Here is a 13882-nt window from a genome sequence, read left to right on the forward strand (position 1 = left end):
CCAATAAAAAAAGCCATCTTCTAAAGATGGCTTTTCTTTTTTTTTATACAATGTGCGCTATTATAATTTAGCGAACATTTTTTGCATTTTTTCACTTTCTTCTTCAGCTAAAACTGGGTCAACTAAAATACGACCACTATGCTCATCTGTAATGATTTTTTTTCTTGAAGCAATTTCAACTTGTACCTGTGGTGGAATTGTAAAGAAAGACCCACCAGATGCTCCTCTTTCAATTGGAACAACAGCTAAACCATTTTTAACGTTGTTACGGATACGGGCATATGCCTTAACCAAACGCTCTTCAATTTTATCTTGGAATTTAATAGACTCTTCCAACAACGCTTTTTCTTCTTTTTCCGTTTCAGCAAGAATAGCGTTTAATTCACCTTTCTTATGCTTTAAGTGTGCCTCACGCTCAGATAAACGTTCTTTGGTGTCAGAGATAACAGCTTTCTTTTGCTCTATTTGAGCTTTGAATTCTTTAATGTTCTTTTCAGCTAATTGAATTTCCAATTCTTGGAATTCCAATTCTTTACTAATAGAATTGAACTCTCTACTATTACGAACATTTTTTTGTTGCTCGCCGTATTTTTTAATTAAAGCCTTTGCTTCTTCAATCAGGTTCTTCTTAGCACCAATTTCAAAGTTTATATTCTCTAAATCGGTTTTAAGCTTATCCATTCTCGTTTTTAGGCCAAGGACTTCATCTTCCAAATCTTCTACTTCTAAAGGTAGTTCACCACGAACATTCCTTATTTCATCAACCCTAGAATCAATTAATTGCAGATCATATAATGCTCTTAACTTTGCTTCTACAGACGAATCTTCTTTTTTTGCCATATTAAAAATAATTGATGGGATTTGTTATACTTTCCGATAAATGGATTGCAAAATTAGGAATTTTTTTTGTAAGATAATCAACTAAAAGGTTTTTTGTAAACTGCTCAGTTTCAAAGTGTCCAATATCTGCCAAAATTATTTGATTTTCAGCCTCGTAAAATTGATGATATTTAAGGTCAGCAGTAACAAATACGTCTGCTTTGGCAGCTTTTGCCGCTCCAATGGCAAAAGAACCACTGCCACCTAAAACGGCTACTTTTTTAATGGGTTTGTTCAATAAATTGGAATGTCGCACCAATTTTGCGTTCATTTTGAGCTTAAGGTCATTTAGAAATTGCATTTCTGAAACCTCTTGGTCTAATTCGCCAATCATGCCCATACCAATATGTTGGTTGGTGTTTTCAATAGTTTGTATATCATAAGCTACTTCTTCGTAAGGGTGTGAGGTCAATAGCGCATTAATTATAACGGACTCCCGATCTTTTCCAAACACGCATGTGAGCATCACTTCGTTCTCGGTATGTGTAGTTCCAATTGTACCAATGGTGGGGTTTGCACCTTCATTGGCTTTATAGGTGCCATTTCCTTCAACCGAAAAGCTACAATTGGAATAGTTGCCAATGTTACCGGCACCTACCTTAAAAAGAGCATTTTTCACTTCTTCAATAGCATTTTTGGGTACGTACGTAGTTAATTTTTTTATCGTGTTCTTTTGGGGAAGTAGCACTTTTGTATTCGAAAGACCTAGTACCTCACATATTTTGGCATTGACTCCGTAACGGGCATTATCAAGTGCGGTATGGTTAGAATAAATGGAAATATCATTTTTGATAGCTTTAATGACTACACGTTCCACATAATCTTTACCAGTAATCTTTTTTAAGCCACCGAAAATGATAGGGTGAAAACTAACAATAAAGTTACAATTCTTGGCGATAGCTTCATCAACAACATTCTCTAAGGTGTCTAACGTAACCAATATTCCGCTCACTTCATTTGTTGCATTGCCCACCAATAGGCCAACGTTATCAAAATCCTCGGCATAGGGTAGTGGGGCAAATTCTTCTAATATTCGGGTGATGTCTTTTACAGTCATTTTATGGAAAAATAAGATATTCAAAGATAAATTATTATAATTTCGTTCTAATGCAGCTAATACGAAAACTTCTTTTTCCCATTTCACTCCTATACGGATTAATTGTTTTTTTTAGAAATCGATTATACGACATGGGTGTTTTTTCATCTAAAACGTTTGCTGTAAAAACAATCTGTGTAGGTAATTTAAGCGTTGGCGGTACTGGTAAAACACCTATGATAGAATTACTGGTACGTGAACTAGGTGAAAGTTTTAGAGTTGCTATATTAAGCAGGGGGTATAAGAGAAAAACTAAGGGATTTTTACTTGCCGGTAATCATACCAGTGTAGAGGAGTTAGGTGATGAACCGTTTCAATTAAAAAAGAAATTTCCAAAAGTTGCGGTCGCAGTTGATGCAGATAGAAGAAATGGAATAAACCAATTAATGACAGATATTGATCCCGATGTTATTTTATTGGATGATGCTTTTCAGCACAGAAAGGTAAAACCTGATTTTTCAATATTGTTAACGGCTTATGATAACTTGTATGTCAATGACTGGTATTTGCCTACAGGCGATTTAAGGGATTTTAAAGGAGAGGCAAACCGGGCAGACATTATAGTAATAACCAAATGCCCTTCAGATTTATCCAATTCCGATAAATCAACAATACTTTTACAACTTGCTCCCAAACACTACCAAAAAGTATTTTTTAGTTATTTGGATTATAATAGAGATTTAAAGGGTGTTGAAATGCCACTTGAAAGCTTAAAAACTAAAAACGTGACTTTGGTAACGGGTATAGCCAACCCGACTCCTTTAGAGATGTTTTTGAAATCATCAGGTATTACATTTGAGCATTTGAAATTCAACGATCATCACTTTTTTACCGATGCTGAAATAGAGGATTTAAAAAAGAAGGAAACGATTCTTACTACTGAAAAGGATTACGTAAGGCTAAAGTCAAAAATTCCAAACCTACATTATATTGAAGTGAAACATGAGTTTCTATATGATGGGAAAGAAGCTTTGAGGCAGGAATTACTGCAGTTTATGACAAAGAATTCTTAGGCTTTTTGTCAAAAATATTTTCACCTATTTTTTGGTAGAAAATCTCTGGCTTAAATGGTTTTGTAACAACATCATTACATCCGGCAGCATAAAAACTTTCTAAACTATCATCTAAAGAAATTGCGGTTAAGGCAATAATAGGAGTGTCTTGATTGAACTTTCTAATTTCTATGGTAGCTTCTTCACCACTAATACCTGGCATGTGTATATCCATTAAAATGGCATCATATACATTTTCTTTGGCAAGATCAACCGCTTCATGACCGTTATTGGCAATATCACTGGTCATATCTCTTTTGGTCAACATTTTTTTGGTAATGACCTGGTTGATTTTGTTATCCTCAACAATCAATAAATGAAGACCTTTAAAGTCATAGTCTTTAGGAGCAATTTCAAAAGCAACATCCTCGGCAAGATCATCAATACTCTTCATTTTAATCTCAAAGAAGAATGAGCTTCCTTCTCCTAAATTACTTTCTAGTTCAATTTGACTATTGAAAAGACCCAAAAGACTTTTTACAATGGTTAAGCCAAGTCCCGTTCCGCCATATTCCCTGTTTATTTGAATGGACCCTTGCTCAAAACCTTCAAAAATACTTTTCTGTTTTTCTTTTGATATGCCTATTCCATTATCTTTCACTTCAAAGTAAATGGTGACATCATCTTGATCCTTGTTCAAAAGTTTAGAAATCACCCTAACTTCACCTCCCTTGGTGAATTTAATCGAATTACCGATTAGGTTCATGAAAATCTGCGATAACTTTAATGGGTCACTAAGTAAATGGCTAGGTATTTTAGGGTCATACTCTAAAATAAGGTTGGTATTGTTAGATTTGGCACTTTGTCCTAGTGAATTAATTACTTCGTTAATTACCTTTTTTAGATTGAACTCCATATTCAAGGGTTCAAGCTTATTGGCGTCAATTTTATTGATATGTAAAATATCATTGATGAAATTAAGTAAGTAATCACCCGAAAATTTTAAAGCTTTTAAATGTTCTTTTTGGTGCTCTTCAGGGTTTTCTTCAAGTAATAAATGGGTGAGACCAGTAACAGCATAAAGTGGAGTTCTTAATTCATGACTTACTGTTGAGAGAAAGTTGGTCTTAGCTTCCATAGCTTGTACTGCACCATCTCTTGCTATTTGTAGTTCTTTGTTTTTAGTCTGTAAAAGATCGTTGGTCTTTAATTTTATTTGATTGTTTCTATAAAGTGTAACAGCCAATAATGATATGATAATTAAAAAAGCAGATGTTAAAATAGCCGTTAGTTCAGATCTGTTCTGAGATTCCGTCAGTTCTTCAATTTTCTTTTCTTGACGGGCAATCTCTTCAGTTTTATAATTATCCTTTATTTTATCTGCAGTTTTTGCTTCTATTTTATTCTTTTCAACATTGAAAATGGAGTCCTTCAATTGAACTAAATTTTGACTGTTTACCAATGATTTTTGGTATAGTCCTAATTTTTCATAAACCGAGGTCAAGAGAATATTTGCATCTTTAATGTCCTCTAGAAAACCATTATGTGTGGCAACTTCCAAGGCATTTTCGCCATTTTTGGCAGCTTCAGAAAAATTTTCCTGAATTAGATTTAGTTCGGCAAGGGTAAGATATGCTTGACTTGTTAAATATTCTTTTTCAAACAAGTCTGTATTGACCAAAAGTGAATTCAAATTTTTAGAGGCACTATCGTATTTTTCAAGACTTAAATAAACCTTTGCTTCTGTCAACAATAGATTATTGTAAAAATTACGATCGTTATTTAGCTGCTTGGCCTCGTTTAGCATAAATAGGGATTGAAAGTTTCTATTACTTCTATGTAGTAATATAGCTTCAATATACTTGTGCATGCCATCACCGTATGGGTAAGAAATATCTTTTAATAAAACGCTGGCACGATCCCAATAGAATTCTGTATCACCTTCTTTGTCAATTCTTAAATATAAAAGTGCCAGTTCATGAAGACTATCAATTAAACCTTTAATGTCTTCACGTTTTTCTGCTTCATTGGCAGCTGTGTTCAACGTTTCTAGGGCAAGGTCTATTTTGTCTTGATTTTTGAACTTTCGTGCTTGATCAAAATAAGGTTGAATATCTTTTTGGGAAATTGGGTCTTGGGCAAATACGACAGTAGTAGTCGCCAAAATTATAATGGGGACTAATAAAACTTTAATTACTTTATTTAAAAATAAAATTTTCAAATATACTTTTTAAAACTAATGAAGTTAATTAAATCTATAATTCTACTACTATAACCTGTTTCATTATCATACCAACCAATGATTTTAACCATTTTACCTATGACAGAGGTCATTAAAGAATCAAACGTACAAGAATAGCAACTATTGTTTATATCGATAGAAACTATTGGGTCGCTGGTATAGTGAACAATATTTTTAAACTGGTTTTTAGCCGCTTTTTCAAAAGTAGCGTTTATTTCATCAATGCTCGTTTCCCTTTTTACATTAAGGGTAATGTCTGTTAATGAGCCGTTTGGAACAGGTACTCTAATACCGCAACCGCCTATGGTATCCGCTAGTTCAGGGAATATTTTGGTCAATGCTTTAGCGGCACCTGTAGTTGTTGGCACTATAGATTGTGAGGCTGCACGGGCCCTTCTTAAATCTCTGTGAGGTTGATCGTGTAAACTTTGATCGGTAGTGTAGGAATGTATGGTGGTAATATATGCTTGCTCTATACCACAAAGATCATTGATCACTTTTATCATTGGTGCAGCATTATTGGTAGTACAAGATGCGTTAGAAATAATATCATCTGTTGCTGTCAATGAATTTTCATTGATACCAAAAACAACCATTTTAATATCATCTTCAGTTGGCGGTACAGAAAGAATTACTTTTTTAGCTCCGTTTTTAATATGGAAAGCAAGGGTTTCCCGATCCTTAAATTTTCCAGAACATTCTACCACTAAGTCAGTATTGGTTAACGCCCAATTTATTTTTGATGGATGAGATTGGTTGTGTAAAATTATGCGACCATCATTGACGATAATATGATTTTCATCACATGAAATATTAAGCGCCGAGGTACCATGAATACTATCATATTTTAGTAAATGTGAAAGTGTTCTGGCATCTGCCAAATCATTTATTGCTACAACATTTAAGTTAGGATGTTCTTGCAAAAGGCGAAATAGGGTTCTACCTATTCTTCCGAAACCATTAATGCCAATATTTAATTTCTGCATTGGTTATCGTAAGTTTTTATACTTGTGAAATCAGAAGTTTAATGGAAACCATGGGTTAACCAATAAACTTTGAAAATCTAGGAGCGGTTAAAAAAATAAATTAAAGAATGTGTTTATGTGCTTTGTAAGATGATCTTACCAAAGCGCCACTTTCTACATGTCTAAAGCCCATTTCTAGACCTATATCCTCATATTTTTTAAACTGTTCAGGGGTAATAAATTCTTTTACAGGAAGATGTTTTTTAGAGGGTTGTAGATATTGCCCAATAGTTACAACATCAACGTCTGCCTTTCGTAAATCTGCCAAAGTTGTTATAACTTCATCTTCATGCTCGCCTAAACCTAGCATAATACCAGACTTGGTTCTATTAATACCTTGTTTTTTTAGATAATTAAGAGCTTCAAGACTACGTTCGTATTTTGCTTGTATACGTACTTCCCTGGTCAGCCTTTTAACGGTCTCCATATTGTGTGATACCACCTCAGGGGCAACAGCGACAATTCTATCCAAATGCTTTTCTATTCCTTGAAAATCAGGAATTAAAGTTTCTAAAGTTGTTGTAGGGTTCATTCTTCTTATGGCCTTAACGGTCTCTGCCCAAATAATAGAGCCCATATCTTTAAGGTCATCTCTGTCTACAGAGGTAATTACAGCATGTTTGATTCCCATTATTTTAATGGACCTAGCTACTTTTTCCGGTTCTGCCCAATCTACGTTTTCAGGTCTACCTGTCTTAACACCGCAAAAGCCACATGATCTTGTACAAACATTACCTAAAATCATAAAGGTAGCCGTACCTTCTCCCCAGCATTCTCCCATATTAGGGCAACTACCACTGGTGCAAATGGTATGAAGATCATACTTATCAACTAAGCCTCTAAGCTGGGTATATTTTTTACCGGTAGGTAATTTAACCCGTAGCCATTTTGGTTTGCCTTTTGGTGGAGCAACATTTTCTTTTACAACTGTTGACATGCGATAATTTTAATACAAATATACGAACTATAAAAATGAGGATAAAGTAGAATTGTATTCTACACAAATGAAGGTGAAAAAATTACGTAATAACCAATATGTTATTTTTTTCTTGCTTCAATAATTTCTGAAAGTAGCTTTTTTGCCCTTAGTAACTTAACCTTTACACTATTAATAGGTTCATTTAATTGAGTTGCTATATCGGCATAGCTCAACTCGTTAAAATATCTTAAGTTGATTACCGCTTGATAATGAGGTTTCAATTTTTTGATATCCCTTAGTAAATCGGCTAAATTCTGTTCTTGAATAAGTTGATCTTCCATGGAAGGGGTAGCATCTAAAGCTGAAGTTATGGCCTCTGTGTTGCTATGGGAATCTAACAAACTCTTTTTTCGCTTTCTCACCAGATCAATATGTATATTCTTTGAAATGGTTATCAACCATGTCTTAAAAACATAAGCATCATTATAGGTGTGAATTTTATCGAACGCTTTTGAGAAGGTCTGTATGGTAATGTCTTCAGAGTCGTTCTCATTTTCGGTACGTTTTAGTTGAAATCCATACACATCGTTCCAAAACATATCCAATAAACGGCTGAACGCAATTTGATTGCCTTGTTTAGCTTTAAGAATTGTTTCTTCTAATTTGTCTGTGTTATTCAAATACCGATATTGTAAACTCCTTGTTTTAAGAAGTATGTGTACTTATTCTGAGATTAAATCTTTTTTACAATCTTGTTCATCTGGCATTTTGCCACACATACCACAAGCTTGCCCATCTTGATTTAGAAACGGACTTTGGCTGGCACATGTACCTGCAAACTTACCATCTTTTTTAGACCATATTTTAATAGCTATTCCTGCAAAAGCCAATGCTAATAACCCAATGGTCAATAATACTAGTTTCATATGCTGAATTTTATACAAAGATAAAAAATAAAGCCCCAAATATGGGGCTTTAAGAATACTTTATGTGAGTTGACCTAGTAAGCTATGTTGGCAACTATATTTTCTACAGTCGGTGCTTGGTTGTTACCTTTTTGTTCTATGGTAATGTAACCAACGGCATTTTCCGCGTATGGCAGTGCAAGCAACTTTTGTTGGTCTCCTGCTTCCTCTATAATACCCAGATTGATCATTTTGCCATTAACCTCTGCCCACATTTGAAAACACTGGCTTTCTGGAATATTAGGCAATTTGCTAACATTAATATAGGATAGTTTTTTAACAGGATTAATGTATGCCACGGCTTTAAGCTCCTTTGCTTTTTGATTGCCTTTTACGTTATACTTTTTAGTCTGTGGATTGTTAAGTACAATAAATTGGTTGCGTACGTCTTCCAATTGCTCTTTCATATTCTCCTCTAGTAATTTTATTTTATTGCTAACAACGCTGTTCTCTTCTTGTAAACTCTGGTTCTGATTCCAGAAGAAAGTTGAAATGCCAATAAATAGTATAGCGGTAATACTAGCTGCAATAGCATAGCTGTAAAATCTTTTTCTGCCTTTACGTTCCGCTTTAATTCTTGCGTTGATTTTATCCTTAAGTCCTTGTGGGGCTTCAATGGCGTGTAACTTAGCAAAAATCTCAAGGTTTTCCTGTAGCTCTGCATAGGTTTCCCTAACTTCAGGGTACATGGCAATGTAGCGCTCCACTTGTAAGCTTTCTAACTCTGTAGTGGTTCCTAAAAGATATTTTTCCAACAAATCTGAATCGAGGAAAATTTTTATTTTGTCTTTCATAATACAATATTTAATATCATGGCTATTACGGCAGGACCATAGATTTTGCCTAATTCGCGCAATCCTATCTTTAATCTAGATTTAATGGTTCCCAATGGTATATCCAACTCATCACTTGCTTCTTGTTGGGTCATGCCTTGAAAGAAAAGAGCTTCTAGTACAATTTGATATTTTTCTTCAATTTTGTCTAGATGTTCTTTTACATCCATTAATTCTGGTCTTGTGCTTTCAACACCTAAAGTATATACGTCTGAAACATCTATTTGGATTTCTTTATCACTTTTTGTGTTTACACTTCTTAATTTATCTATTGCAGTGTTACGTGTAATTCTAAAAAGCCAAGTAAAAAGTTTCGCTTTTTTAGGGTCGTATGAATCTGCTTTCTTCCAAATTTTCACAAACGATTCTTGAACCACGTCTTGCGCAAGTTCTGGATCCCGTACTACTTTATTGGCAACACCCAATAGGGTATCAGCATAGTTATCGTACAAAAGGGAAATCGCTTTTTCGTTTCGCTCTTGTAATAATTCAACAATATGATTTTCTAATAGAGTGCTCATAATTTAAAAAGATGTACATATTTTTTTATAATGGACATCCAAATGCTAAGATTGAACCGTATATGCTTAAACGCTAAATTATAAAATTGATTGTTAAAGTGGCGTTTTCTAAAAATATATATTGAATAAGTGGTCAGCTGGTAACTGCCCACTTTGTTTTTGGTTGGTTTGGTTTGGTAATAACCCCTGTAAATTTTACAGGGGTTATTTTATTAGATTAACCTCTGGACTTATTTCAATTTCGAATTTTCCTTTGACCTCTTTAATAATTTTTGCTGCAAGATCTAGAATGTCTTTACCGGTGGCATTATCATAATTGACCAGTACCAATGCTTGATTTTTATGTACGCCGGCATCGCCAAAACGTTTTCCTTTAAAGCCACATTGTTCTATTAACCAGCCTGCAGGAATTTTAAAACAGTCATCTGATACTTTGTAAAAAGGTGCCTCTGGATATGTTGTGCTGAACCGGGTGAAAATTTCTTTTGTGACAATCGGATTTTTAAAAAAACTACCACTATTTCCTAATTCTTTTGGGTCTGGCAACTTACTTTGGCGAATTGCTATTACGGCATTGGAAATATCTTTTATTGTAGGATTTGAAATAGACTCCTTAAGCAATTGATTTTCTATAGCACCGTATCCAGAATTAATATTATGGTTCTTTTTTGTAAAGGAGAAAGTTACCGATGTAATTACGTACTTGTCTTTGCCTTCATTTTTAAAGAACGAATCTCTATAGCCAAATTGACATTCCTCCTTAGAAAGAGTTACCAATTGTTGATCTTCTATTCTGACAGCTTCACAACTTACAAAACAATCTTTTAATTCTGCCCCATAGGCACCAATGTTCTGGATAGGAGCCGTACCGGTATTACCAGGTATTAAAGACATGTTTTCTAAACCACCAAAATCATGGTCAATTGCCCACATTACCATATTGTGCCAATTTTCTCCGGCCATTACTTTGACGATCACATTATTGTCATCTTGTGAAACTATCTGCTTGCCCTTTAAATTAACGTGTATAAAAAGAGCATCAATATAGTCTGTAAGCAACATGTTACTACCACCACCAATAAGAATTTTTCTTGGATACGAGTTATTCTCTAAAATATCCTGTAATTCTTCAATAGTGGTTACTTCCACAAAGTATCTAGCCGTGGCATCAATACCAAAAGTATTGTAGTTCTTTAAAGAAAAGTGGTCATAAATGATCATTAACCCTTGTAATTTTTAAGTGCTTCGCTTAAAATGTGTACTGCACGTTTTAGACTTTCTTTATCCAGAACGTAAGCAATTCTAATTTGTTTTTTACCCAGACCTTTTGTAGCGTAAAATCCAGCTGCAGGTGCTACCATGACAGTTTCGTTATTTAAGCTAAAGTCTTCTAATAGCCATTGCGCAAAATGGTCGGCATCTTCAATAGGCAATTCGGCAATACAATAAAACGCACCTTTAGGTTTGGCAATCTTAATGCCTTCTATTTTTTCAAGTTCAGTAATAAGAAGATTTCTTCGGGCAACGTATTCTTCTTTAACTTCGGCAAAATAACTATCAGGAGTGTCCAAAGCTGCCTCGCTAGCAATTTGTGCATAGGTTGGTGGTGATAATCGCGCTTGTGCAAATTTGAGAGCCGTTGCAATAAAGTCTTTGTTTTTAGAAACTAAATAACCAATTCTAGCTCCGCACATACTATATCTTTTTGAAACGGAATCAATGACAATGGCGTGTTCTTCTAAGCCTTTTTCCTTTAAAATTGAAGTGTGTGTCTTGTTGTCATACGTAAACTCACGGTATACTTCATCAGCAACCAAGAATATATTATGCTTTTTAACCAGTGTTGCTAATTTTTGTATTTCTTCTTTGCTATATAGATATCCTGTAGGGTTACCTGGGTTGCAAATTAAAATAGCCTTGGTTCTTGAGGTAATCAATTTCTCGAATTCCTCGATTGGAGGAAGGGCAAAATTATCTTCAAGCTTAGAAACGACAGGAACCACAGTTACGCCACAGGCAGTTGCAAAGCCATTGTAATTTGCATAAAAAGGTTCTGGAATTATAATTTCATCGTCAGTATCTGCAATGGTATTCATGGCAAAGGACAAAGCTTCAGATCCACCAGTGGTCACTATAATTTCATTGGCATTTACCGGAATATCATTTTTGATGTAATACTGGGCAATTTTGCTTCTAAATTCTTCAGAACCTTCGGTACGGCTATATTCCAAGACATTAATGTTGTTGTTCTTTACGGCATCTAATGCTTGTTGAGGGGTCTTTATGTCCGGTTGTCCAATATTTAAATGAATGACTTTAATCCCCTTCTTTTTAGCGCCTTCAGCGAAAGGAACTAGTTTTCTAATGGGTGATTGGGGCATGGTAAGCCCTTTATTTGAGACAGATGGCATATAATTATATTTTACGCAAAAGTGATAAATGATAATGGTACTTACAATTAAATTGTATTTTATTTAAACTTCTATGTGCTGTTAAATATAGCGATCGTATTAAAAATTTACGTATCTTAAAAAGGCTTAACTAATTCATATAGATTATGTTACGTAGATATATTCTTTTTTTGATTCTTTTTGCGGGTTGTGCAGGTTTATCTGTAAATGCACAAACATACCAATTACCAAAGGGCAAGAAGTTTCAAAAAGTAAAATTTCAGCTTATTAATAATCTTATGATTATTCCTGTAGAGGTAAACGGAACTGAATTGTCTTTTGTGTTAGATTCTGGTGTGGGCACGCCCATACTGTTCAATTTGGCGGATCAGGATTCCATTCAGCTGAATAATGTTACGGAGATAACCATTAACGGTTTGGGGGAAGGTGATCCCATTAACGCATTAAAGTCTACCAATAATAGGGTGGAACTGGGTGGTGTAAAGAACCTTTATCAAAATATTTATGTAGTGATGGATGCTGGAATTAATTTTTCTCCAAGTCTGGGTATTCCTGTGCATGGTATTATTGGGTATGATTTATTTAGGGATTTTGTTGTGGATGTCAATTATGTCAAAAAGACCATTAAGTTTTATGATCCAGCGCTTTATACATATAAAGCGTCTAAGCATACTAGGGTAGTGGACATGTCGGTAATTAGAAGAAAAGCATATTTAGATGCTCATGTGATGATCAATAAAACCGATGAAATTCCTGTTAAGTTATTGTTGGATACGGGTAGTAGTGATGCGGTTTGGTTGTTTGAAGATGAGAGAATTCAACTTCCAAAAAAACACTATCAGGATTTTCTTGGCAAAGGTTTGGCGGGAGATATTTTTGGAAAGAGAACCAAAATAAATCATTTAAAGATTTCTGATTTTATTTTGAGCGATGCCAAGGCAGCATTTCCTGATATGGAAACATTTAATACTATTGCTGATTTTGGTGGTAGAAATGGCAGTCTTGGCGGGGAGATTATAAAGCGCTTTCATGTGGTGTTTGATTATGCTAAAGAAAAGCTCATACTAACCAAGAATTCAAACTTTGGTAAACTATTTCAGTATAATATAAGTGGTATTGATCTTCAACATGCCGGTATGCGGTATGTTTCAGAAAGAATTACCGATGCTAACGGTGTTGTCCATAGTAATGCAAAATCTTATGGAGATGTTCAAATCTTGCTTCAAGGAGCTACAAGGTTGAGTTTGGTGCCAGAGATAATTGTATCGGGAATTCGTCAAGGGAGTCCGGCACATTCAGCAGGCTTGCGTGAGGGTGATGTAATTTTGGCTGTAAATGGTAAGCGTATTCATAGATACAAATTACAAGAGATCATGCACATGCTTAATGTAAAGAAAGATAAAAGGATAAAAGTTTTGGTAGAGCGTTATGACAATGATTTGTTGTTCAGCTTTGAGTTAAAACCCCTTTTTGATGATCAATAAGACAAAAAAAGCCCAACTGAAAAGTTGGGCTTTTAATTTTACAACAGTAATTTTTATTTGGTACCGGTAGAAGCTTTTACTTCTCCTTTGATCTTTAAAACTTTTGTTGGCGTATCTGCATTAGATATTACCGTAATCGCTTTACGAATAGGTCCAACTCTGTTAGTATCATACTTAACTTGAATTTCACCTGTTTTACCTGGTAAAATTGGGTCTTCCGGTTTTTTTGGAATTGTACATCCACAGCTAGAACTTACTTTACTTACAATAAGCGGAGCAGTACCGGTGTTGGTAAATTCAAAAACTCTAACTCCGTCAGAACCTTTTGCTATTTCACCATAATCAACCGTTTCTGACTTAAACTCTATTTTGGCCGCAGTGTCTTGAGCGGTCAAGCTAAATCCTAGTAAGCCTACAAATAATACAAGTACTATTTTTTTCATCATTTTTAATTTTGGGTGGATTTCAAAATTAAATCTTTTCAGATCAACCTCAAAATCCTTTTGTTATACTCT

Annotated in this window: 14 protein-coding genes; 2 read left to right on the top strand and 12 right to left on the bottom strand. The window is 34.6% G+C overall.

Annotated features, from left to right (window positions below; translation table 11 throughout):
* Nucleotides 1-60 precede the first annotated feature (60 nt).
* Together B2Z27_RS17575 and B2Z27_RS17580 are read right to left on the bottom strand one after the other, a co-directional pair.
* The gene (locus B2Z27_RS17575; RefSeq protein WP_058105943.1) at nt 61-840 is read right to left on the bottom strand and encodes a zinc ribbon domain-containing protein; all 780 of its coding nucleotides are present in this window, start codon (nt 838-840) and stop codon (nt 61-63) included.
* A gap of 1 nt (nt 841) precedes the next feature.
* On the bottom strand, nt 842-1936 hold the full coding sequence (locus tag B2Z27_RS17580; RefSeq protein ID WP_286814663.1) for a Nif3-like dinuclear metal center hexameric protein: 1095 nt from the start codon (nt 1934-1936) through the stop codon (nt 842-844).
* A 50-nt stretch (nt 1937-1986) separates the two neighbouring features.
* Here B2Z27_RS17580 and lpxK point away from each other — a divergent pair, with 50 nt between their 5' ends.
* Nucleotides 1987-2988: a tetraacyldisaccharide 4'-kinase gene (gene lpxK / locus B2Z27_RS17585; RefSeq protein WP_286814664.1), complete on the top strand. Its 1002-nt coding sequence runs from the start codon at nt 1987-1989 to the stop codon at nt 2986-2988.
* Here the strand turns inward: lpxK and B2Z27_RS17590 are convergent.
* The 9 genes from B2Z27_RS17590 to B2Z27_RS17630 form a co-directional block, all read right to left on the bottom strand.
* Complete coding sequence (locus tag B2Z27_RS17590; RefSeq protein ID WP_286814665.1) at nt 2969-5188, bottom strand: hybrid sensor histidine kinase/response regulator; 2220 nt, start codon at nt 5186-5188, stop codon at nt 2969-2971. The genes lpxK and B2Z27_RS17590 overlap by 20 nt on opposite strands.
* Nucleotides 5185-6195 carry a type I glyceraldehyde-3-phosphate dehydrogenase gene (gap, locus tag B2Z27_RS17595; protein ID WP_286814666.1) on the bottom strand — a complete coding sequence of 337 codons (1011 nt, stop codon included), beginning with the start codon at nt 6193-6195 and terminating at the stop codon, nt 5185-5187. Before gap ends, B2Z27_RS17590 begins: the two co-directional genes overlap by 4 nt.
* 100 nt (nt 6196-6295) lie before the next feature.
* Complete coding sequence (gene lipA / locus B2Z27_RS17600) at nt 6296-7171, bottom strand: lipoyl synthase (RefSeq protein ID WP_058105947.1); 876 nt, start codon at nt 7169-7171, stop codon at nt 6296-6298.
* A gap of 101 nt (nt 7172-7272) precedes the next feature.
* A complete protein-coding gene (locus B2Z27_RS17605; RefSeq protein ID WP_058105948.1) occupies nt 7273-7833 on the bottom strand; it encodes an RNA polymerase sigma factor in 561 nt (186 codons plus the stop codon).
* A 42-nt stretch (nt 7834-7875) separates the two neighbouring features.
* Nucleotides 7876-8079 carry a hypothetical protein gene (locus tag B2Z27_RS17610; RefSeq protein WP_058105949.1) on the bottom strand — a complete coding sequence of 68 codons (204 nt, stop codon included), beginning with the start codon at nt 8077-8079 and terminating at the stop codon, nt 7876-7878.
* A 74-nt stretch (nt 8080-8153) separates the two neighbouring features.
* Nucleotides 8154-8912, bottom strand: coding sequence for an anti-sigma factor (locus B2Z27_RS17615; RefSeq protein WP_058105950.1), 759 nt, complete (start codon nt 8910-8912; stop codon nt 8154-8156).
* A complete protein-coding gene (locus B2Z27_RS17620; protein ID WP_058105951.1) occupies nt 8909-9472 on the bottom strand; it encodes an RNA polymerase sigma factor in 564 nt (187 codons plus the stop codon). Before B2Z27_RS17620 ends, B2Z27_RS17615 begins: the two co-directional genes overlap by 4 nt.
* 204 nt (nt 9473-9676) lie before the next feature.
* Entirely contained in the window at nt 9677-10693 is a 1017-nt protein-coding gene (gene murB, locus B2Z27_RS17625) for a UDP-N-acetylmuramate dehydrogenase (protein ID WP_286814668.1), read from the bottom strand.
* Nucleotides 10693-11883, bottom strand: coding sequence for a pyridoxal phosphate-dependent aminotransferase (locus B2Z27_RS17630; protein ID WP_286814669.1), 1191 nt, complete (start codon nt 11881-11883; stop codon nt 10693-10695). The genes murB and B2Z27_RS17630 overlap by 1 nt, the downstream gene beginning before the upstream one ends.
* A 146-nt stretch (nt 11884-12029) precedes the next feature.
* Here B2Z27_RS17630 and B2Z27_RS17635 point away from each other — a divergent pair, with 146 nt between their 5' ends.
* Complete coding sequence (locus tag B2Z27_RS17635) at nt 12030-13367, top strand: aspartyl protease family protein (protein WP_286814670.1); 1338 nt, start codon at nt 12030-12032, stop codon at nt 13365-13367.
* A gap of 53 nt (nt 13368-13420) precedes the next feature.
* On the opposite strand, the gene B2Z27_RS17640 is transcribed toward B2Z27_RS17635, so the two are convergent.
* Nucleotides 13421-13813 (bottom strand): DUF1573 domain-containing protein, encoded by a 393-nt coding sequence (locus B2Z27_RS17640; protein ID WP_082643031.1) that lies wholly within the window; start codon nt 13811-13813, stop codon nt 13421-13423.
* Nucleotides 13814-13882: the final 69 nt, after the last annotated feature.

Origin of the sequence: Maribacter sp. UBA3344, from assembly GCF_002362375.1 — a bacterium.
GTDB lineage: Bacteria > Bacteroidota > Bacteroidia > Flavobacteriales > Flavobacteriaceae > Maribacter > Maribacter dokdonensis.

What these genes read in the sequence shown, in the direction of transcription:
- B2Z27_RS17635 (WP_286814670.1), top strand. Translation starts at nt 12,030, where the DNA reads ATGTTACGTAGATATATTCTTTTTTTGATTCTTTTTGCGGGTTGTGCA.
- B2Z27_RS17575 (WP_058105943.1), bottom strand. Translation starts at nt 840, where the DNA reads ATGGCAAAAAAAGAAGATTCGTCTGTAGAAGCAAAGTTAAGAGCATTA.
- B2Z27_RS17620 (WP_058105951.1), bottom strand. Translation starts at nt 9,472, where the DNA reads ATGAGCACTCTATTAGAAAATCATATTGTTGAATTATTACAAGAGCGA.
- B2Z27_RS17610 (WP_058105949.1), bottom strand. Translation starts at nt 8,079, where the DNA reads ATGAAACTAGTATTATTGACCATTGGGTTATTAGCATTGGCTTTTGCA.
- murB (WP_286814668.1), bottom strand. Translation starts at nt 10,693, where the DNA reads ATGATCATTTATGACCACTTTTCTTTAAAGAACTACAATACTTTTGGT.
- B2Z27_RS17580 (WP_286814663.1), bottom strand. Translation starts at nt 1,936, where the DNA reads ATGACTGTAAAAGACATCACCCGAATATTAGAAGAATTTGCCCCACTA.
- B2Z27_RS17615 (WP_058105950.1), bottom strand. Translation starts at nt 8,912, where the DNA reads ATGAAAGACAAAATAAAAATTTTCCTCGATTCAGATTTGTTGGAAAAA.
- B2Z27_RS17630 (WP_286814669.1), bottom strand. Translation starts at nt 11,883, where the DNA reads ATGCCATCTGTCTCAAATAAAGGGCTTACCATGCCCCAATCACCCATT.
- lipA (WP_058105947.1), bottom strand. Translation starts at nt 7,171, where the DNA reads ATGTCAACAGTTGTAAAAGAAAATGTTGCTCCACCAAAAGGCAAACCA.
- lpxK (WP_286814664.1), top strand. Translation starts at nt 1,987, where the DNA reads ATGCAGCTAATACGAAAACTTCTTTTTCCCATTTCACTCCTATACGGA.
- gap (WP_286814666.1), bottom strand. Translation starts at nt 6,195, where the DNA reads ATGCAGAAATTAAATATTGGCATTAATGGTTTCGGAAGAATAGGTAGA.
- B2Z27_RS17640 (WP_082643031.1), bottom strand. Translation starts at nt 13,813, where the DNA reads ATGATGAAAAAAATAGTACTTGTATTATTTGTAGGCTTACTAGGATTT.